The organism is Streptomyces sp. NBC_00019 (genome assembly GCF_045041015.1).
Classification (GTDB): Bacteria; Actinomycetota; Actinomycetes; order Streptomycetales; family Streptomycetaceae; genus Streptomyces.
The window spans coordinates 9430867-9451287 of record NZ_CP108302.1; the positions used below are offsets into that span (position 1 = coordinate 9430867).

The 20421-nt window shown below is 70.9% G+C and carries 14 protein-coding genes and 1 pseudogene; 7 read left to right on the top strand and 8 right to left on the bottom strand.

Translation table 11 applies throughout. The features are described 5' to 3' along the window. Positions 1-1218 (bottom strand): annotated as a pseudogene (locus tag OHU89_RS43765) (polysaccharide lyase family 8 super-sandwich domain-containing protein); the annotation flags it as partial. A 196-nt stretch (positions 1219-1414) separates the two neighbouring features. Between OHU89_RS43765 and OHU89_RS43770 the strand changes: the two are divergent. Beyond that, a complete protein-coding gene (locus tag OHU89_RS43770; RefSeq protein ID WP_405650992.1) occupies positions 1415-2044 on the top strand; it encodes a peptidoglycan-binding protein in 630 nt (209 codons plus the stop codon). Between the two features lie 206 nt (positions 2045-2250). Here the strand turns inward: OHU89_RS43770 and OHU89_RS43775 are convergent, their stop codons facing one another. From OHU89_RS43775 to OHU89_RS43800, 6 genes are all read right to left on the bottom strand, one after another. Then, positions 2251-4620 carry a SpoIIE family protein phosphatase gene (locus OHU89_RS43775; RefSeq protein ID WP_405650994.1) on the bottom strand — a complete coding sequence of 790 codons (2370 nt, stop codon included), beginning with the start codon at positions 4618-4620 and terminating at the stop codon, positions 2251-2253. Between the two features lie 76 nt (positions 4621-4696). Next, positions 4697-5071 (bottom strand): hypothetical protein, encoded by a 375-nt coding sequence (locus tag OHU89_RS43780; RefSeq protein ID WP_266829624.1) that lies wholly within the window; start codon positions 5069-5071, stop codon positions 4697-4699. 446 nt (positions 5072-5517) lie between these two features. Next, positions 5518-6441: a MurR/RpiR family transcriptional regulator gene (locus OHU89_RS43785; RefSeq protein WP_266819376.1), complete on the bottom strand. Its 924-nt coding sequence runs from the start codon at positions 6439-6441 to the stop codon at positions 5518-5520. A gap of 71 nt (positions 6442-6512) precedes the next feature. Beyond that, positions 6513-8186 (bottom strand): ArnT family glycosyltransferase, encoded by a 1674-nt coding sequence (locus tag OHU89_RS43790; RefSeq protein WP_405650996.1) that lies wholly within the window; start codon positions 8184-8186, stop codon positions 6513-6515. A gap of 92 nt (positions 8187-8278) precedes the next feature. Further along, positions 8279-10213 carry a phosphatase PAP2 family protein gene (locus tag OHU89_RS43795; RefSeq protein WP_405650998.1) on the bottom strand — a complete coding sequence of 645 codons (1935 nt, stop codon included), beginning with the start codon at positions 10211-10213 and terminating at the stop codon, positions 8279-8281. Positions 10214-10381: 168 nt separating this feature from the next. Then, a complete protein-coding gene (locus OHU89_RS43800) occupies positions 10382-11320 on the bottom strand; it encodes an N-acetylglucosamine kinase (protein WP_405651000.1) in 939 nt (312 codons plus the stop codon). Positions 11321-11600: 280 nt separating this feature from the next. Between OHU89_RS43800 and OHU89_RS43805 the strand changes: the two genes are divergently transcribed. From OHU89_RS43805 to OHU89_RS43830, 6 genes are all read left to right on the top strand, one after another. Then, entirely contained in the window at positions 11601-12731 is a 1131-nt protein-coding gene (locus tag OHU89_RS43805; protein WP_405651003.1) for an ROK family transcriptional regulator, read from the top strand. 275 nt (positions 12732-13006) lie between these two features. After that, positions 13007-14326 carry an extracellular solute-binding protein gene (locus OHU89_RS43810; RefSeq protein ID WP_405651005.1) on the top strand — a complete coding sequence of 440 codons (1320 nt, stop codon included), beginning with the start codon at positions 13007-13009 and terminating at the stop codon, positions 14324-14326. Positions 14327-14446: 120 nt separating this feature from the next. Beyond that, entirely contained in the window at positions 14447-15358 is a 912-nt protein-coding gene (locus tag OHU89_RS43815; protein WP_361492898.1) for a sugar ABC transporter permease, read from the top strand. Then, positions 15355-16257 (top strand): carbohydrate ABC transporter permease, encoded by a 903-nt coding sequence (locus tag OHU89_RS43820; RefSeq protein ID WP_405651007.1) that lies wholly within the window; start codon positions 15355-15357, stop codon positions 16255-16257. Before OHU89_RS43815 ends, OHU89_RS43820 begins: the two co-directional genes overlap by 4 nt. Before the next feature lie 2 nt (positions 16258-16259). Beyond that, entirely contained in the window at positions 16260-17984 is a 1725-nt protein-coding gene (locus OHU89_RS43825) for a hypothetical protein (RefSeq protein ID WP_405651009.1), read from the top strand. 15 nt (positions 17985-17999) lie between these two features. Next, positions 18000-19829, top strand: coding sequence for a hypothetical protein (locus OHU89_RS43830; protein ID WP_405651011.1), 1830 nt, complete (start codon positions 18000-18002; stop codon positions 19827-19829). 1 nt (position 19830) lies between these two features. Here OHU89_RS43830 and OHU89_RS43835 read toward each other — a convergent pair whose 3' ends face one another. Next, positions 19831-20421 (bottom strand): hypothetical protein, encoded by a 591-nt coding sequence (locus OHU89_RS43835; RefSeq protein ID WP_405651014.1) that lies wholly within the window; start codon positions 20419-20421, stop codon positions 19831-19833.

Below are 20421 nucleotides of genomic sequence, written 5' to 3' on the forward strand. Positions count from 1 at the left end.
TCACCCCAGCCTGACGGTGATCTTCTGGGTGGCACCGGCCGACGTGGTCATGTCCCCGAAGACCAGCTGAAGCGCGGATCCCGTGGTCGCCGAGGTCACCGTGGACGGCTTCGACATCACCGAGGACACCGCCCGGTTCCAGGTGAGGGTGAGGCCCGTGTTCATCCGCTTCGGATCGCTGACGCAGATCACCGCGGTGCCGTCGCTCCTCTCGGTGATCATCACGGAGCACGGGTCGCTCGCGGCGAGGCTCCCGACCGTGCCGCCGAACCAGAAGTTGACGCCGGTGAAGCCCAGCGAGGGAACGGACACACCCTGCTGGTCGTCGGTGTTGGCGAGGACGGTGAGCCAGGTCGTGGCGGCGGCCCGCGCCTGGGTCTGGGCTGCCGTGGCGCCCGGCATGAGGAGATAGGCGTAGGTGCCGTTCGTCGGGTTGGTGCCGTGGTCGACGTACATCGTCAGGTACTTGCGGTTGAGGACCGTCGTGGAGCCGCCCTTGTTGACTGCGCTCCAGGTGCCCTCGCGGGAGTCGCGCAGTGCCTGGACGGTCGCGCCGCCGGGGAAGACATAGCCGCCCATGCCGCCGAGGTGCGCCCAGGTCGCCCCGGTGAGCGTCTCGGACCAGGGGTAGGCGGCCGACTTGACGGTGCCGTCGACGGTGAAGGAGTGGCTGCCGGTGGGGCCGAGGTTGCGGTTCTCGATCGTCGACTCCACGGTCGTGCCGTCGGTGCACTTGATGCCGGCGCCGAGACACAGGATCGAGTCGTCCAGACAGAACCACGACTTCTTCGCCAGGAGCGTGGACTGAAGGCCCTTGAGGTACTGGCCGATCGCGGCCCGCTGTCCGTCCGTGGCGCCGCCCACCCAGTTCACGTCCGGCAGGGAGGCGCCCCAGTCGCCGCCGGCCGCGTCCGCGAGCGCCAGGCGCGAGGCGGTCGTGCCGGGCAGCCGGTACGGGTCGACGGTGGGCCAGAAGGCGTCGCTGTACTGGCCGTTGGCGTAGCTGTCGCCCCACCAGTAGAGCATTCCGGAACCGGTGTGCCAGCCGCGCAGGCTCTCGCCGTTGCCGGTCTCGTAGTAGGTGATGCGCCGGTCGGCCATGCTGATCGACGCGGCCCAGCCGGGTCTGCGGTGCGTGGCGCGCGCCATGTTGGTGAACAGGCGGTGGGCGGTCGGCTCGGCGATCGCGGTGACGGACGTGTCGTCCAGGACGTCCTTTCGCGGCGTGACCAACGAGTCGTCATGACGGCGGTTTCTAGCACGGCATCGATCAAACGCTCAATAGTTCACGCCAAGCTGAGCGTATCGATCGTTTGTCGGTGGATGGATCCGCTGAACCCACCGGGCCGTGGCCGCGTATCACTCCGCGAGGGGACGGACCCGGCCCCTGGGTACGGGACGGAAGGAGAGCGAGATGCCGACACGGCCCGAGCGCGGTCAGCCGCAGGACCCCCTGCCCCTGGAACCGATCCGGGTGCTGCGCCCCCGTCGCACCGACGCCCTGGCGGAACTCTTCAGGGAATCGCCGCAGGAGAGCACCCGCTACGAGTCCGTGGTGATGCCCCGACGGCTGTCCGGCTCCGAGGACGAGACACAGGAACTGCCGCCCGTCCCCGCCCACGACGGGGCCCGCCCCTTCGGTTTCGGCCCCGGCCTGCGGCGTGCCGCCGTCGTGGTCGGCGTGAGTGCGGCGGCGCTCGTCGGCTTCGGCTGCGCCCTCCTGCTGCCGGGCCGCGGCGATGCCACCGCGGCGCCTCCGCCGTCCGCCAGTCCCACCCCCTCCGCCGCGACCACCCCGGCCGCCACCGACCCCGACGGGCCCGGCACCCTGCGCGAGGGCGCCAACGGCCCCGAGGTGACCGACCTTCAGCAACGTCTGCTGCGTATCCCCAACGTCTACGAGAACGGCTCCACCAGCGGAACCTACGACGCCGTCCTCACCGAGGCCGTCGCCCGCTTCCAGGTCTGGTACGGCATCCGGGGCGACGAGACCGGCGTCTACGGCAACGACACCCGGCTCGCACTGGAGTCCCGTACGGGCTGACTCTCGAACGCCGGGTAAGACAAGGGGAAAGAACTCGGGACCATGCGCCGACGGGCCTCACGATGGACGCACCCGTCCGAGCCGAAAGCCATGCCGATGAGCGTCTCCCGCATCCCGGGCCTCGTACTGCCCGCCGTCTTCCTCCTGGCCCTCGTCGTGGGCGCGTTGTGGTACTGGCGGTATCGCGGCGACGAGTGAAGCGGGCCCTAGAGGTCGGCCAACGGCACCCGGATGTCGACGACACACACGTCGTCCCGCCGTTCACTCTCCAGCAGGTCCGCCAGCATCGGTCCCAGGGAGCCGGACTCGTCGCCATGGTGGGTCACCAAGGCGTCGGCGAGCCGCTTGAAGCCCCGGTCGATGCCCTCCGAGGGCCGCTCGACCAGCCCGTCCGTGTACAGCAGCAGCCGGTCGCCCGGTTCCAGCACGCACTCGGCCTCCTGGAAGTGCGGTGCGGAGCTCGCCCCGAGGAGCATGCCGCCCGGCCGGTCCAGATAGCGCGCCTCGCCGGCGCGCAGCAGGAGCGGCGCGGGGTGTCCGGCCTGCGCCCACACCAGGCGGTGCCGGTCGGGGGTGTAGCGGGCCAGGATCATGGTGGCCGTGCCGTGGATGTCGCGGGAGTGCAGCAGCAGGGTGTTGAGCCGGGTGAGCGCACCGGTCAGCGAAGAGCCCGTGATGACCATGCCCTTGGCGGTGAAGCGGAGCTGGGCCATGGTGGCGACGGCGTCGATGCCGTGCCCGGCGACGTCACCGACCACGAACAGGGCGTCGCCGTCGGGAAGTTCGATGGCGCTGAACCAGTCGCCACCGACATGGATCCCGGACTGGGCGGGCAGATAGGCGACTTCGACCTGCAGCCCGGCCGGCTGTACGGGCCGGGTGGGCAGGGGCAGCAGGGCGTGCTGGAGCCGGGCGGCCAGTGTGCGTTCGGCGCGCAGGACGTCGTGCTGGGTCACGATCGCCTGCTCGCTCTCGACGAGGGCCAGTTCGGCGGTGCGCTGCGCGGTCAGGTCCTGGACGAAGCCGTGCACCTCGACGGGCGTGCCGTGGACGTCGGTGACCGCCTCGGCGACGATCCGCAGATGCCGGATCCGGTCCGTGGCCCTGATCCGGAACGGCATGGAGCACGGCCGGCCCCGGCGCATGAGTTCGCCGACGGCGTGGGTCAGGGCGGGTGCGTCCTCGGGCACCGCGAGGTCCCGCAGTGCGGTCAGGCGCACCGGACCGGCCGCGGGGTCCCGGTCGAGCACGGTGTAGACCTGCGACGACCAGCTGACGTCGTGCGTGATCAGGTTCCAGTTCGCCCAGCCCAGGTTGCCCAGTCGCTGGACGTCGGCCAGCCGCTGCTCCTGCCGGTCGGAGGAGTCGTGCCGCAGCCAGCTGACGGCCAGTCCGTCGCCCAGCCGCGTGACCCGCACGGTGTAGGTGGACAGCTCCGCGACGCCCGCCACCACCTCCTGTTGCGCGAACGGCTCTCCGTCGTACGCCTCTCCGGTGGCCAGCGTGTGCCGGCACCCCTCCCACAGCGGATCGCCCGCGAGCGTGGGGAAGCACTCCAGCAGTCGCAGCCCGAGCAGGTCCCGGCCGGTACGTCCGAGGGCGTCGAACGTCTCCTCGGTCGCGGCCTCGATGCGGTAGTCCTCGACCTCACCGGACGGGGCACGCAGCGGGGTGAGCAGCATGGTCGAGCCCGGCAGCGCGTCGAACACCGTCTGTACGGCGTCCACGGCGGCGTCGGCGGATGGTCCCCGGCGGGGATCGAAGGCGCGCAGCCGGCCGGCGCACAGCCGGGCGACGGCGAGCAGATGCTCCCGGGCGGCCGGGGTGAACTCTCCGCCGCGGGCGCGCAGGACCCCGATGCAGACGTCGGCCCGGTCGCTGGTGACCAAGGGGATCCAGGCACGTGAGAGCCAGCGTTCGGGAGGATCCCCGATGAGCAGGTACCGCTCGCGGTCCGTCTCGATGTCCTCCAGCCAGCGCGGCTCCCCTGTGCGGAGCGCGTCGAGCGCGGCGATCCCGCTCAGCGGCGGCACCTGGCGCCACTGGGCGGCCAGGGTCTCGTCGATGCCGGCGTGCCCGACCAGTTCGAGCCCCCCGGCGGGCAGCCGGGCGAAGATCATCACAGCGTCCGACTCCGTGCCGGCCGTCAGATGCTCGAGCAGGCACCGGGCGAGGTCGTGTGCGGTGCCGACGCGGACGAGGGCCCGGCCGAGGCGGCTGAGGTCGCGGGCTTCGCCGGCCTCCGGGTCCCGGAAGGCGTGGACGACGGCGTCCTGTTCCGGTGCGTCCGCAGAGGTGGTCGGGGCCGGTGGGGCCAGGTCGCCGAGGGTGATCCAGCACTCCTCGAGCAGCGTGCGGCGTGCCGCCTTCGCGCGCTGCACCAGCTCCTCGCCGGCGGCGTCCGGGGAGCACCCGGTCAGCGCCATCACGGCGCCCTTGGCCCGTTCCACGACGGCCGTGGTCGCCGCCTGGTCGCGCAGCCGGTCCATCTCGGCTCGCTGGCGGGCGACGATCTTGGCCAGCGCGACCGTGTCGGGGGCGCCGGACTCCGCTGGGCCGGCGGGCTCGCTCGTCACGCGACGAGCATCGCACACGGAGCCCGGTGCGATTGCCGCCTTGTCAGGACCGGTTTCACTCGAGAGTGCGCCCTGGTCAGCGTCCGGCGCTGTGCTCGACGAGAGCCTGGGAAACCGCCCGTACGCTGCGGGCGATGTGCTGCAGCTGGAGGACCTCCGCCGCGTACAGCTTGATCGTGTGTTCGATGACCGACTCGGGCAGACCGAGCCCCGGGAGGTCGGCGCGGGCGGTCTGGAGGGCGGTACGGGCGACCCGGATCTCCTGCTGGACCTGGATCTGCGCATGCCGGGCCAGCAGCACGGGGTGGCGGATCAGCGCCGGGTAGCTGGCGTAGCGGGCCGGCACCAGTTCGCGCAGCCACTTGGCCGCCGAGCGCTCCCAGTCGTAGCTGCCGGGGGTCTTGACCTGGCAGGGCCAGTCCGGGCTGATGCGCGTGGTCGTCAGAGTCATGGGAGTCATGGCCATCTCTTCCGGGTGTGCGGCGTCAGGAGGGGTGGTCCGACGGGTATGGGCGGCCCCGGCCTAGGGGATGACCGGGGCCGCCGCGGGCGCTCGCCGAGGCGATGCCCGTCCGAACACCCGATGCGCCGTCGCGGGTAGGTGGCGGCGGCTTCGGATGTTCGCGCAGGGGCCCGGAAGGCAGAGGGCGCCTGCGCGGCGGTTGGTGCAGCGTGCGCATGGGCGGACCGTCGGCTTTCTGCGGGCTGTTGCGAGGGGTGGGGACGGGGGTGCGGAACGTGTCCCGGGAGTGACCGGGGACGATCCGTGAGCAGTATTTATATATGCCGTCCGGTTTGCAAGACGTATGAAAACATTCATGCGGGAAATGAGGCGGTTGGTCCCTTTGTGATCTGTTTCGTCGGGTGTGGCCGGAAGGGGCGGTGTCGCCCGCCGCGTCAGTCGCGCAGGAAGAACTGGTGCTGGTCGGAGATCTGCTCGTACTCCTCGAGCCGCGCCTGGGTCCGCTCGGGGTCGGCGTCGGTCATGGCCTGGAGCAGTGCGGCGGCCATCACCCCGGGGGCGGCGTAGGAGTCGAAGACCAGGCGGGAGCCGGTGCCGGTGGCGAAGACGATGTCCGCCTCGTCGGCGACCGGGCCGAGCGCCAGGTCCGTGATGAGGGCGACGCGCAGCCCCGCGCTGCGCGCGACCCGCACGGCCGTGAGGGTCTCCTGCGCGTGCCGGGGCATCGAGAACGCCAGCACCCAGGTACCGCCCGCCTCACGCGACTGCAGGAGCGCGTCGTAGGCGACGCTGCCGCCCAGGGTCACCAGCCGTACGTCGGGATGGACGCGGCGTGCGGCGTAGGCGAAGTACTCCGCCAGCGACACCGAGATGCGCACCCCGAGCACGGTCAGCGGGGTCGACTGCGACAGCTTGCGGCCGAGGTCGATGAGTTGGTCGGGGTCGGCGAAGTCGCGCCGCAGGTTCTCCAGGTTCTCGATCTCGGCGTCGACCGCGGCCTGCAACTCGTTGCCGCTGTTCTCCTCGGCCGCCGCCGGGCCCCCCGCCAGGGTGCCGAGGGCGATCGACTGGAGCTTCTCCCGCAGCGCGGGGTAACCGCTGAAGCCCACGGCCGCGGCGAACCGGGTCACCGAGGGCTGGCTCACGCCCACCCGCTCGGCGAGATCGGTGATCGAAAGGAAGGCCGCCTCGGTGATGTGCTCGATCAGGTACTGGGCGATACGGCGCTGCCCCGGGGAGAGTCGGGGCCGGTCGAAGAGGGCCCTGAGCTGGGAGGTCGGGGAGGCCTCGGCCTCCGGAACCGACTTGCCCGAGGTGATCGCGGATGCCTGTGCGCGTGCCTGCTGCGGCGATGGCACGGGTGCGCCTCCTTTGTCTTCCACAGTGCCTCAACATAGCCCACACACTGTTGTGACCAGGGGTTGTGCGGTCACCGTCGATAGATCGTGATCGAGTGACCGACTTGATCGATCGAGCGGCTGCTGTCGATCAACTCGGCGAGTCGGCCCGTGGCCTTGGCGACCGAGGAGTCCGACACCACCAGCAGTCCGTGGACGTCCTCCAGGGGAACCCCGCGCGGATCGGATGCGTCGATGCCGTAGTACGACGGCACACCACTGCCCTTGTAGACGAGCCAGATCCGCTCCGCCGGATACCGCTCGCGCAGCCGGTCGGCGAGGCGGCCCAGATCCTGGCCCCAGTCCACGTTGGAGTCGTGCAGCCGCAGACGCGTCTGGGCCGGACCGCCGAACGCCTCGTTGGAGTACGGCAGATAGTAGGGGAACGTACGCACCGAGCTGACCGCGACGAACAGCACCAGCGCCCCCGCCGCGGCAACGGCCCACCGCCGTCGCACCGCGAGAACACCGGCCGCCGCCACCGCCAGGAACATCGGCACGAACACGGCGTACCGGGTGCCGAAGTCCCGGGAGCCGGTCATGGCCGCGGCGAGCAGCACGGCGGTGGGGACCAGCAGATAGGGCGCCGCGGGCCGCAACCGCCGTACCGCCACGACCGCGACGGCACCCGCGGCCCACAGGGCGAGCATGCCGAGCGGGGTCTTCACCAGCAGCGCGGCCGGCAGGTAGTACCAGAGGGAGCCGGTGTAGAGCCGCCCGAACAGGAACCCCTGCCACGGATGGTTCTCGAAGCCGAACTGCACCCGCATCCCGTCCCGGTAGGCCTCCGGGAACGGCATCAGATCGACGAGCAGCGCCCGCAGACCGTGCACGACGGGCACATGCTGCTGCGGAGTCCAGCGCAGCCGCGGATCCACCACCAGATAGGAGAGCCATACGACGGCGATCGCGACCACCGCCACGACACCCGCGCCCGCGGCCGCCCGCGCCAGCGCCTTGCGACGGTCGTGGGAGTCGTGGCGCCACACCGACCAGGCGGCGAGTGCCAGCAGCACCGGAACGGCTGCCAGCGCGCTCATCTTCGTCGCCAGCGCCGCCCCGGCGGCCAGCCCGGCGAGCGGCACGTACAGCCGCGGCCGGCGGCGCGCCCGCCACAGCAGCCACACCGACGTCAGCAGGAAGCCGGCCGTGGGCACGTCGAGGGTGGCCAGCGAGCCGTGCGCGATCACGTCGGGGGAGAAGGCGTACAGGGCGAGCGCCACGACGCCGCCCGCCGGGCCGACGAGTTCACGGGCGAAGGCGAGGACCACCAGCCCGAACGCCAGCGTCAGCACGATCACCGGCAGCCGGGCCCACAGCATGACCTGCCAGGGGTCGTTGCCGGACTCGTACAGCAGATGCCGTCCGACCTGCCCCTGATCGCCGCTGAAGGAGGGGTCGTAGCGCGGATCGGCGAGGGCCACCCCGACCGCGATGACGAGCTTTCCCAGCGGCGGGTGCTCGGGGTTGTAGCGGATCTCGTGCTCGTGCAGGGAGTCGGCGGCGGTGCCCACGTACACGGGCTCGTCGATGGTCGGCGTCTGCTGCACGGCGGTGGTCACCATGGCGAAGGCCATCTGGGCGAGCAGCAGCACGACGAGGAGCGGCACGAGCCAGGGCCTGCCCGACCGGCCCGCCGGCCGCGGGGCGGGTACTTCGGGGGGCGTCTCCGGTTCGAGGACCGGGTGCAGTTCGCGCGCCATCATCTGCCCCGCGATGACGTGGGCCGCGCGGGGGCGGGAACGATGCGAGGGCGCCTCATGCGCCTACTCTGCATCAGCTCCCGCCCCTCAGGGTGTCACCGCTTCAGGAGTCGTACCGACAGACCTTCCGCCGTGTAGACGGGTACGGCCCGCAGCGTGTCGGAGTTCAGCTCCACCCGGTCGAACCGGCCGCGCAGTCCCGCGGCGCCGAGCACGCGCACCACGCTCCCGGCCGCCGGCGGCTTGTCGGCGTCGAGCCGCAGCGACAGCACGCTGCCCGCGCCGAGCACCGCGCGCCGCGTCACCTCCAGGGCAGGACCGCGGCCCGAACGCAGCGTCACGTCGAGCGTCGAGGACTCCTGGGCGTACGTCCCGTGGATCTGCACCGACGACTTGGTCGCCACCCGCAGCGTGCCGCCCGACACCCGTACGTCGCCGTGGCCGAGGGCGTGCGCCGAGCCGGCGGACAGGACGCCCTCGCGCACCACGGTGCCGCCCGTGTACCGGTTGTGGCCGGTCAGGGTGAGGGTGCCGGTGCCGCGCTTGGTCAGAGAGCCGTCGCCGTCGATGTCGTTGCGCCAGGTGTCGGCGGCACCGAAGCCACCGGCCGAGGTGTCGAGCGCGACGGTCACGTCGGTGTCGAAGGAGCCGTAACCGTCCGCCGCGGCGAAGAGGTTGAGCCGGCCCCACTGCTCGAAGCCGTCCAGCAGGACGTACCCGGAGGGCAGCGCGGTCGTGCGCAGCACCTCGCGCCGCTGCTCGGCGTCCAGGTAGGGCAGACGCGTCTCCAGCAGCACCTCGGCGCCCTTCGGCACGGTCAGCGGTGTGCTGCGGCCCCGACGGGTGAGGACGTACGTCAGCTTGGGCCCGACCAGGCAGGCGTTGTCGTCGCGGTCGGCGTACGCGTCCGAGGCGTCCGAGTGGGCGTAGGCGAAGAGCGTGTCCGCCGTCGAGCCGGTCTGCGCCTCGAAGTAGGCGAGGGCCTGGGCGCGCGCCGCGGCCTTGAGGTCCGCGTTCGCCGGGTCGGCCAGAGCGGCGGCGGCCAGGGCGGTGGCCATGACGCGGCCGCCGAGGACGTCGACCGTGGAGTGCATGCCCGACATGATCCGGGTGTGGCTGAGCTCGAAGGCGCGGGTCACCAGCTCCTGGAAGCGTTCGGGCACGGCGTAGGCGAACGCCAGGGCCGCCAGATGTATGGCGTTGGTGTGTCCGCTCGGGAAGCCGCCGTCCTCGGCCGGGGTCTCGCCGCGCTGACGCAACAGCTGCGGGGCGACGATCACCTCCGACTCGTAGACGGGGAAGCCGAACGCGTCCTTCCTGCCGGTGTCGACGACCTCGCTGTCCTCGTTCATCCGCCACGGGCGCGGGTACTGGAAGGCGAACTTGGCCGGGTTGCTGGAGGCGAAGGGGCCGCGCACGGTGTCGACGAGCTTGGCCACCTTGCCGAGCTCCGAGTCGTACGAGCCCGCGCCGAGCGCGGACCCGGCGGGGGCGTCGGCGGGCACGGCGTCGTTGACCTTCCCGGCGGGGGTGCCGTCCGGCGCCGTGGTGATCGAAGTGACTGCTTTGGCGCCCGTCCTGTACAGGTCGGCGAGCGGACCGAGTCCGCCGATCACCGAGTAACTCTGGTGCTGACGGTCGTAGATGAACGCTTCCTTCGCCTCAGCGTCGGTGCGTGCACGCGTGATGTGGGCGCAGTAGCGCATGTTGGCGCGCAGGATCTCGGGAAGCAGCGGCGTGCCGGTGTTCCAGGCGCCGCCCGTCTTCCAGATCTCGGCGAAGCCGCCGAGGGCACGGATCACCGCGTTGGTCTCGGCGGTCTGGTTCGCCGTGATGTTGGTCTTGTAGTCGTCGACGAACGCGGCGGCGCTCGTGGCGGCCTTCGCGTCCGCGGCCCCGAGCCAGGAAGCGAAGGTGGGCGCGGCCAGGACGCCGGCCGAGACACCGATGGAGGTCCTCAGGAACCCCCTTCTGTTCACGGCGAGTTCACTGACCGACGACGTGGAGCGGGACCCGGCGGATGACGGCATGCTGCTGCCTCTCTTGAGTTCTTCGGCCGTGCGGCCGGGGGAGTCGAGCGATGACAGCCCGTGGGGCGCGGGAGGAGGAGCGAGCCGCGAGGTGCCCCATGAGGCTTACGAGCGAAGATCTACGGGCGAGTCGTGTCGGACGGGGGTGGGCCCGGCGTCCGGCGGGTGTCACAGGAGTGAACGCGCCAGCGCCACCGCCCCCTCGACCGGCGGTACCCGCAGGGGCTGTGGCCTGGCTGCGGGCACCCTGTCCGAGAGGGCGGAGGCGAAGGCGTCGTAGAGGACGGGCTGGGCGAGGACGGTGCTGCCCGCGACCACCACGTCGTCCACCGCGACTCCGCGTGCGGCGAGTCGCTCGACGAGCGCGGCCAGCGACCGGCCGCCCTCCTCGATGACCGTGAGGGCGAGCGGTGAGCCCGCCTCGGCGGCGGCGAACACGGCCGGGGCGTGCCGGCCCCACTCGGCGGAGATGTCCTTGGCGGCTTCCAGCGCCGCCCCGATCGCGGGGACTTCGGCGACCTCGAAGGAGGCGACGAGACCGTGCGCGAGCGCGTCGGGCTCCTCGCCGCGGTCATGGGCCGCCCAGACGGCGCGTGCGGCCTCACGGACGAGACCGGCGGCGCCGCCCTCGTCGCCGAGGACCGCACCCCAGCCGCCGACCTGAGCGGGGCGTCCGTCGGGGAAGCGGCCCACCGCGACCGAACCGGTACCGGCCACCAGGCCGACCCCCTTGTCCAGTCCCGCTGCGGGCACGAGGAGTTCGGCGTCGCCCACGACCAGTGCGGGCGCGTCGAAGTGGAGTTGCAGGGCGGTGCGGATCTGAGCGCACTGGCGAGGTGTCTCGCAGGCATGTCCGCCGACCGCCAGTGCGGACGGGCGGGCGCCCCTCGGCAGGGCGTCGGCGGCCAGCGTGGCCAGCCAGGCGGCGGCGGTCACGGGGTCGTGCGGCCGCCAGCCGCTGCTGGAGCGGACGTGATCGGCGACCGGGGTGTCGCCCGCGAAGGCGCGCAGATGCGTCTTGGTGCCGCCCACGTCGATACCGACCACGAGCGGGCCGGAAAGTGTGGCGTCCTGCACGGATCCTCTTTCGTCGGTGCGCTGAAGCATGCGACGGCGGGCGAAACCGTGCCGGAGGAAGGGCAGTTGAAGAACTAGGGAAGCCCCGGGACGGGCCTCTGACGGACCACGGCAGGCGAGTACCGTGACGTTCGTTAGGAAGTTAACTAACGAAGTACAGTGCGTCAAGAGAAATCGCGCACTCGACCACCGCAGGGCCGCTGCGGGGCGGGAACGCGTGACGTCATGGCATCCCATCGCCGCACCCCGTGAAGACGCTTCGACCCGGGGCACGGCGCTCGACCTCCGTGGGAGAACTGTGGAACACGACGTGGCGGAAGCCCCCCGTCTGACCGAGAGCGCCAGCGCTGTATTCGCCGTGCTGGCACAGGCCGGCACGGCTACCCGCCCGCAGCTCGCGAGCCTGGCGGGCCTGTCGAAGCCGACGGTGTCCTCCGCCGTCGCGGAACTCGAGAGCGCCCGCCTCGCCGCCCACTCCGGCACCGCCTCCGGCGCCACCGGCCGCTCCGCCGCCGTATACGGCCTGGGACCGGCCGCCGGAGCGGTGCTCGCCGTCGATCTCGGCCCCGCCCTCACCCGGGTGCGCGGCTGCGCCCTGGACGGCACCCTGCTCGCCCAGGCCACCGGCTCCCGGGACGAGGCCGCCGACGTCGTGCGCGAGGCCGTCTTCGCGCTGCCCGACGGCGCTCCGCTGCGCTCCATCGTCGTCGCCGTCGGTGACGTCGCCGCGGAGCAGGACGGCGCGGGAGCCCGCCCCGCCACCGCCAAGGCCGGGCCCGTCTTCGACGCCATGGCCGTCGCTCTGCCGAAGGGCGTCCCGGTCCATCTGGAGAACAACGTCAATTGCGCCGCGCTGGCCGAGCTGCACGAGGGTGCCGCCCGGGGCCGCGCATCCTTCGGCTATCTGCGCATCGGCGTCGGTATCGGTCTCGGCATCGTCGTCGGCGGCCAGGTGCTGCGCGGGGCCAACGGGGCAGCCGGTGAGCTCGCCCGGCTGCCCTACCCCTGGGACGACGGCGTGGAGCCGCGTCAGGAGGCCCTGGAGGAGTACATCGGCGCCCGCTCGCTGGTACGCCGGGCCGCCGACGCCTGGCCGGAGGCCGACGGGCCCTGCCCGCGCACCGCCGACGAGCTCTTCGCGCTCGCCCAGGAGGGCCGTGCGGCGGCCCGTGCGGTCGTGGACCGGCACGCCGCCGACATCGGCCGCCTGGCCGCCGCGGTGACCGCCGTACTGGACCCCGGACTGATCGTGCTGGGCGGCAGCACCGGCGCGGATCCCCAGCTCCTGGCGGGGGTGCGATCGGAGATGGCACGGCTGAGCTGGCCCACCGAGGTGGTCAGCAGCACGGTGGGCGATCTCGGCACCGTCGTGGGTGCTTCCCGGCTCGCCGTCGCCCGGGGAGTCCAAACCGTGACCGATGTGGCACGGGCCAAGGATTGACGGTTTCCGGCTCGGTCTGCCAATGTCCGGACAAGCGCTTTCTAAGTCGGCCGGGACGCCGGCTTGGAGCGAGCGTCCCGCCCGTACTGACGTACGGCAACCGCACGAGGGCGTGCCCGTGCGGTGACGGCCATGAAGGCCGGGGATCCTCGCCCGTCAGGAAGACGCGGCCGGGCGAGGCCGCGCCCCCGGAGAGCGACTTCTCCTGCAAGATGCACCCGTGCCGCCTTGATCGGCGCCGTGCTCCGTCCCCTGCGACGAAAAAGGGATCGAAGATGACCAATGTAGGTGTGCGGCGCTCCAGCCGACTCGGCCGCGGCATGCGCCGCATGGTTCCCCTCGCTGCCGTGGCTTCGGCAGGCGCCCTGCTGCTCTCCGCCTGCGGTGGGGGCTCCGACTCGGGCGGTACCTCCAAGTCGCTGACGTTCTGGATCTCCACGGTTCCGGGGCAGGACGCGGGCTGGAAGAAGATGGTGGCGCAGTACGAGAAGGAAACCGGCGTCAAGGTCAAGCTCGTCAACATCCCCTACGACGGCTACACGACGAAGCTGCGCAACTCCGCGCAGGCGAACTCGCTGCCCGACGTGGCGGCCGTGCCGGCGCTGGACCCGATCTGGTCGAACAAGCTGATCGACCTCAGTGAGATCGCCAACAACAAGGCGAACAAGATCAACGCCAACTTCGTCGCCAAGGACTCGTCCGGGAAGGTGCTGTCCATCCCCTCGGACGTCACCGCGTCCGGCATGTTCATCAACAAGTCGCTCTTCGAGAAGGCCGGCGTCGACTACCCGACCTCGCCCGACAAGACCTGGACGTGGGACGAGTTCATCAAGGCGGCGAACGAGGTCCGGGAGAAGACCGACGCCAAGTACTCCCTGACCTTCGACCAGTCGCCGTCCCGGCTGCGCGCCATGGTGTACGAGAAGGGCGGGAAGTACGTCCACGCCGACGACTCCGGCAAGTTCTCGGTGGACGCGGCGACCAAGAAGGCCGTGAACACCTTCGTCGGATGGAACGACGACAAGGTCATGCCGAAGTCGGTGTGGACCAGCGGCGCCGACCCGTCGGCCATGTTCCAGAGCGGTGACGTCGTCGCCTACTGGTCCGGCGTGTGGCAGGTTGCCTCCTTCGCGGAGAGCATCACGAAGTTCGAGTGGGCGAGCGTCCCGACCCCCGCCCAGCCGGTCCAGGCCAGTGACGTCAACAGCGGCGGCATGACGGTGGGCTTCAACAACAACGCCGACGCGGCCGCCGCCGCGAAGAAGTTCCTGTCCTGGCTGTACGAGCCGGCCCACTACCAGGCGCTGTGCGAGGCGTCCGGCTTCCTGCCCGTCGAGACCGGTCTGAACCCGACGTACCCCTTCAAGTCCGAGGCGGCGCAGGCGGCGTTCAAGCTCTACAACGAGTCGATCCCGCTCTACGACCCGATCTCCGGCTACTTCAACAAGGCCCAGACGAACTGGGTGCTGAAGGGCAAGAGCCTCGCCGACGACCCGACCAAGGCGGAGCTCGGCAAGGCGATCAACGGCGAGCAGTCGGCCGACAAGGCCCTGGAGAACATCGTGGCCGGCTACAACCAGCAGGTCGGCGGCTGATCGTGGGCCGGCTGCCGGGCGGCGGCGTGTCGACGCCGCCCGGCAGCCGGCCACCCATGTGATGCCGGGCTCATGGCGTGAGCCCACCGCAATCCAATCCACCAGCACGGAGTCAGGAAGATGACAAAACGCGCCTCGGACGTGTCCGTGAGCCCGCCCAGGAGCCGCAGCAAGTACACCGTCGCGCCGCTCGTCCTCATCGCGGCCAATGTCGTGCTGTTCGCGCTGTTCTTCGTCTGGCCGGCGGTGATCGGGCTGGTCTACTCCTTCACGAACTACACAGGCGTGGGGGCGTTCCAGTTCATCGGACTGGACAACTACCAGAACCTGGCCGGGGACTCCACGTTCTACGACGCGCTGATTCGCACGCTGCTGTACACCGTGCTCTTCGTCCCACTGAACTTCGTGCTCTCGCTGCTCATCGCCAACCTGCTGGTGAGCAAACACGCCAAGGGCGCGTCGGTCGCCCGCATCTTCTTCTTCATCCCGTGGCTGCTGTCGCCCATCATCGTGGGTGTCCTGTGGCGGTGGCTGTTCGGTGAGAACTTCGGACTGGTCAACTACCTCATCGAGAAGGTCGGCGGAAGCGCCGTTCCCTGGCAGTCGAACGCGGACCTGTCGCTGATCGTGGTCGTGGTGGCGGCGGCCTGGGCCTGGACGGGCTTCTCGATGCTGCTGTTCATCGCGGCGATCAAGAACGTACCGACGTCGTACTACGAGGCGGCGGCGCTCGACGGCGCCGGTCCGTGGCGCCAGTTCTTCAGTATCACCCTGCCGAGCATCGCCCCCACGTCCTTCATCGTCATCCTGCTCAACACGATTCACGCGATGAAGGAATACGCGGTGTTCGCCTCCCTCAACAACGGCGGACCCGGAACGTCGAACAACCTGCTGGTCCAGTACATCTACCAGACCGGCTTCAAGTCCGGCCAGATCGGCTACGCGAGCGCCGCGTCGTTCGTGCTCATGCTCATCCTGATGGGCGTCGCGGCCATCCAGATGATGGTCAACCGGCGGGTGGAGAACCGATGACAACCACAGACATGCCGCGCAAGGCCGACGCCGACTCCGTACGGGCCGTCTCCAAGAAGAGGCCCCGTGGCTCGGCAACCGGCGGGCTTCGGCGCGCGATTGCCCCGACGACTCTGCTGTGGATCCTGGCGGGCCTCTACGGGATTCCGGTGCTGTGGTTCGTCCTCAGTTCCTTCAAGCCGGCGGGAGACCTGTTCTCCCTTCCGCTGACGGTGTTCCCGGACAACCCCACCGTGTCGGGTTACAAGGAAGCGTGGGCAAGCGCCAACTTCGCCCAGTACTTCATCAACACGACCCTCGTGTGTGTGATCGCGACGATCCTCACCGTGGGAGTCAGCTGCTGCACCGGCTACGCGCTGGCCAAGTACGACAACAAATGGCTCAAGGCCTTCTTCCTCTGCATCCTGGCCACCACGATGCTGCCGGCCGAAGTCATGCTCGCCCCGCTGTTCCTGGTGGTCCGCGACCTCGGCTTCTACAACTCGCTCTCCGGCATCATCCTCCCGGCCCTGCTCACCGCGACCGGCTGCTTCATGTTCCGCCAGTTCTTCCTGACGGTCCCCGACGAGCTCATCGAGGCCGCCCGCATCGACGGCGCGCGTGAGCTGTCGATCTTCCTGAGGATCATGGTGCCGCTCTCCCGGCCCATCATGCTGACGCTCGCCATCCTGTCGTTCCAGTGGCGGTGGAACGACTACATCTGGCCGCTGCTGATGCTGAACGACCCCGATAAGTTCACCGTGCAGATCGGCATCCAGAGCCTCGTCGGTGCGCAGAACATCAACTGGTCGGTGCTGCTGGGCGGTTCGGTCATCTCCATGATCCCGCTGATCGTCGTCTTCCTGGTGTTCCAGAAGTACGTCATGAACGCCGACATCAACGCCGGCCTGAAGGACTGATCTTGCCCGTCCCGCTCGACCACGAGTTCGGCCGCGCGGTGGCCCGCGCGGCCGACCGACAGGCCGCCCCGCTGGCGGCCTGCCTGCTGGCGGCCGGCCCGGACGTGGAACCCGTCGGCGTGACCCACCGCGTGCTGGCCCGCCGGGTGAAGACCCTGATCGCGGCGTACCGTTCCCCGGACTCGACCCTGCACGGCAGCGGCTGGGCCGTCGCCGCCGCGATGACCCACCTCCGTGCCCTGCGGGCCGTGCAGACGGCCTCCGGCCTCTTCGCGGGCGGCGACAACGTCCAGTCACCGCCGGACTCCGCGTTCACCGTCAACGACGTGTGCGACGCGCACGTCCTCGCCGGAGCCGCCGGGCCGGAACTGCGCGACGTCACGGCAGCGCTCGCCGAGATCGCCGACGCCGCCACCGACAGTCTTCTGACCGGTGGCGTGCACACCCCGAACCACCGCTGGGAACTGTCCGCGGCGCTGGCCAGACTGCACCGGTCCTTCCCGGACGACCGGCTGCTCGACCGCGTCGAGCAGTGGCTCGCCGAGGGCGTCGACATCGACACGGACGGCCTGTACTCGGAACGCAGCGCCGTCTACGCGTCCATCGTGACCAACCCGGCGCTGCTCCTGCTGGCCGAGGCGCTCGGCCGGACCGATCTGTCGGCCGCCGTCGAACGCAACCTCGCCACCACCCTGGACCTGATCAGGCCGGACGGCACGGTGGAGACCGTCCACTCACGACGGCAGGACCAGAAGCTCTCGTTCTCGCTGTGGCCCTACCTGCCGCACTACCGGCTGCTCGCGATCCGTACCGGCCGGGGCGACTTCGCCCGCGCGGCCCGCCTGGCGGCCGTCGACGGCATCGACGACCCCGACCTGCTCGCCCAGACCCTCCTCACCCCGGATCTGTGCCGCGCCCTGCCGGCACCGGACGCGGAGAAGCTCCCGCGCGACCGGTACCTCCCCACCGCACGCCTCGCCGCACACGCCTCGGCCACCACGCACACCGTGGTGTACGGCGGCTCCGACGTGCCCGAGCACCGGAGCATCCGCTCGGGTCTCGCCTGCAACCCCACCTTCCTGCGCCTGTTCGCCGGTGCCGCCGTCCTCGACGCGGTCCGCCTCTCGCGAGGGTTCTTCGACCTGGGCCCGTTCCGCGCCGCCGACATGGAACAGCTCGCCGACAACCGGTACCGGCTCACCGGAACCCTCACAACCGCCTACTACCAGCCGCTCCCGAAGGACCGGAGGCGCGACGACGGCGCCTACCGTCTGGTGGACGAGGGTCGCTTCTCCGCGGCGATGGCCTTCCCCGACCGCCCTCAGGACGAGATCTCCCACACGACCCGAGTCGAGGTCGACCTGCGGGAGGACGGGGCCGACCTGCGGATCGACATCGGCGGCCCACCGGTGCCCTGGGCCCTCGAACTGACCTTCCGGCCGGGCGGCGAGCCGCAGGGCGCCGTACCGCTCGGCGACGGAAGCTGGTGCATGACGACCGAGCCGTTGACCTACCGCGTCGGCGACGACGAGATCCGGGTCGAGGCCGCCGTCGAGACGGGCGAACCGCTCGCCGGACCGGACCGGAGCGACGTACTGCGCTACGACCCGGGGCAGGACTACACCGTGGTCGGCGGCACCGACGCGACGACCGGGAACCGCGTCTACCTCGGTGGGCACGGACCGCAGACACTGACCCTCACACTGCGCGCCACATCTCAGGCATGAAGGGCTGATCCACCCGTGCACCTCCTCCACCAGCGCGGCCCGCTGCACGACCTCCCGGACACCCCGGAGGCCTACGATGCCGTCCTCGCCGACGTCGTCGAGCAGGCCCTGGCCCGGCTCACGCCGGAGGGCAACCTCGAACACCCCGACTGTGTCGACGACATCGGTGACACCTCACTCGGCATCACCTCGCTCCTCGCGTTCGCCTGGCAGCGCACCAAGGACCCGCGGCTGCCGGAAGTGGTGCGCCGCAGCCTCGCCTTCCATCTGCGCGAGCGGGTCTACGTCGAGGACAACCCCGGCTATCCGAACCTGAGGGTCCGCAACTCCGGTCTGCCGTACGCCCGTTACACCCTCGCGGCAGGCGCGCACCCCATCGGTGACTGGCCCAGCACGGTGTGGGCGCTGCTCCAGGCGGTCAATCTGCTGGACGCCGCGGACGGTCTCGTCGACGACGCGCAGCGCGTCGAGCTGGTCGAGGTGGCCCGCGGCTACTGGCGCTGGCTGACCGAGGCGACGTTCTTCAACCCGCAGGAGGCGGGCAACCAGGCGATCGGCTGCGTCGTGGGCGGGCTGATGCTGGCGAGCCATCTGCCGTCGCCGGAACGGGAGTCGGTCCGCGGGCGCGCCGTGGACCTGTACGTCGACAGGATCCGCGCCCTCCGGGTCCGCGACCGCGGCGCCCTGCTGCCCCCCGAGCACGGCGGTGCCTACGACAACAACTACGGCCCGATCTCCCTGTCCTTCCTCGCCCAGGCCCATCGGGTCAGCGGTGAGGAGATCTTCGCGGAGGACGGCGACGCCCTCGCCCGCTACATCGACGCCCGCCTGACGGGCGGCGGCTTCGACAACGGCGGCCCCCGCTACAGCGAGCAGCACTCCGCGTTCGAGTCGGTCCTGGGTCTGCGCTACTTCGGCGCCCGGATCGGCTCCGACCTGGGCCGCTACCGGGGCGACAGCCGCTGGGCCCGGCACGCGGTGAAGGCGGACGGCGGGGTCGACGGGCACTTCGCGTGGATGCTGGTCTGGCAGATCGAGGACACGACGCGCTGGCACCGTACGCCGTCGGCCGCCCCCGTCCGTCATCAACTCCGGGCGGGAACCGTGTCGGTGGCCTTCGACGGCCACATGACGCCGTCGGTGATCGAGGCGGACGGCACGTACTGCCTGCCCGCCGCCGTCGACCGTCAGCACGGGTACGGCCCGGTCGTCGACGGCTTCGTGTTCTGCCGCCCGATGGGCGAGGTCCGGGTCCGCGACGTCCGCGCCGAGGGCCTCGTGGCCAAGCTGGTCACCAAGCCGGTCGTCGGCCGCGACCACGTCCTGCGGCACGTGCGGTCCCTGTACGTCACCGACGGCACGAGCCTGTGGGTGACGGTCGCCGTGGAACGCCTGCCCGGCACGCCGTATCTGCTCGCCGGGATGCCGTACGCCACGGACGACGGCGACCGGGTCCGGCGGACCGCCGAGGCCCAGGTCGCCTCCGTCGGCGAACTCCGGCTGACCCACCCGCAGTCGGAGGGCGCCGACCACTTCGATGCCCGCTCGGAGGCCACCCAGCAGGAGGCCGCCTTCGCGCTGGCCGCCGACCCCCGCGGCTACGGCAACCCCGACGAGGGCTGGAGCCACCTGGTCTCCTCGACGGCCCTGGAGGCCGACCCGGTCCCGGACGCGCCTGAGGACCTGCATGTCTTCGCGGTGCGTTACGGTCCCGGCGGCACGTTCACGGTGACGGTCGAGCAGGGCACCGAAGGCCTGACGGTCCGGACCGAGGCGTTCACCGCCGTGATCGGTGACATCGCGGGCGACGCCCACGGTGAACCGGAACTGACGCTGCACCTCTGAGTCACAGGGGCAGGCCGACCAGTCCCCAGCCCCGCTGGTCGGCCTCGCCCACCACCACCGCCCACTCGCGCAGCAGCACCGAGAACTCGTCGAAGTCCTCGATCCATCGCCCCGGCGAAGCCGCGTGCACGGCGAACGGCTCGCGCAGACTCTCCAACAGCGGTTCCGCCAGGGCCCAGTGGACGGACAGCGCGGAGACGGTCGGCGGGGGACAGACGAGCAGCAGCCTGGGGCGCCAAGGATCGGGGTCGGCCGGGAAGAGGCCGCTGTCGTCCTCGTCCCGGAGCAACGGGCCCAGGAACCCGTTCAGTTGCTCCCGCAGCGCTGGGCCGGCGAAGTCCCGTACGTCCTCCCAGGCTTGTCCCGCCCAGAAGTGCGGCTTGTACGAGCCGGTGGTGCTGTGGAACTCGTACCGCCCGCACCATGGCACGTTCGACGCCGCCGGGAACACCCAGCCCTTCCGCGGTTCCGCGTCCCAGTCGATCTCGTCCTCGGGAAGCGCCGCGTCCTCGAGCAGCCCGAGCCGTTCCGTGAACGGTGTCGCCTCGAGTCGCTCCCAGTCGACGGCGAGCACGGTGATGTCCAACCCCAT

Bases quoted from the DNA above. Each gene is read 5' to 3' on its own strand.
- OHU89_RS43770 (WP_405650992.1), top strand. From the start codon at position 1,415: ATGCCGACACGGCCCGAGCGCGGTCAGCCGCAGGACCCCCTGCCCCTG.
- OHU89_RS43780 (WP_266829624.1), bottom strand. From the start codon at position 5,071: ATGACTCTGACGACCACGCGCATCAGCCCGGACTGGCCCTGCCAGGTC.
- OHU89_RS43790 (WP_405650996.1), bottom strand. From the start codon at position 8,186: ATGATGGCGCGCGAACTGCACCCGGTCCTCGAACCGGAGACGCCCCCC.
- OHU89_RS43795 (WP_405650998.1), bottom strand. From the start codon at position 10,213: ATGCCGTCATCCGCCGGGTCCCGCTCCACGTCGTCGGTCAGTGAACTC.
- OHU89_RS43800 (WP_405651000.1), bottom strand. From the start codon at position 11,320: ATGCTTCAGCGCACCGACGAAAGAGGATCCGTGCAGGACGCCACACTT.
- OHU89_RS43810 (WP_405651005.1), top strand. From the start codon at position 13,007: ATGACCAATGTAGGTGTGCGGCGCTCCAGCCGACTCGGCCGCGGCATG.
- OHU89_RS43815 (WP_361492898.1), top strand. From the start codon at position 14,447: ATGACAAAACGCGCCTCGGACGTGTCCGTGAGCCCGCCCAGGAGCCGC.
- OHU89_RS43820 (WP_405651007.1), top strand. From the start codon at position 15,355: ATGACAACCACAGACATGCCGCGCAAGGCCGACGCCGACTCCGTACGG.
- OHU89_RS43835 (WP_405651014.1), bottom strand. From the start codon at position 20,421: ATGGGGTTGGACATCACCGTGCTCGCCGTCGACTGGGAGCGACTCGAG.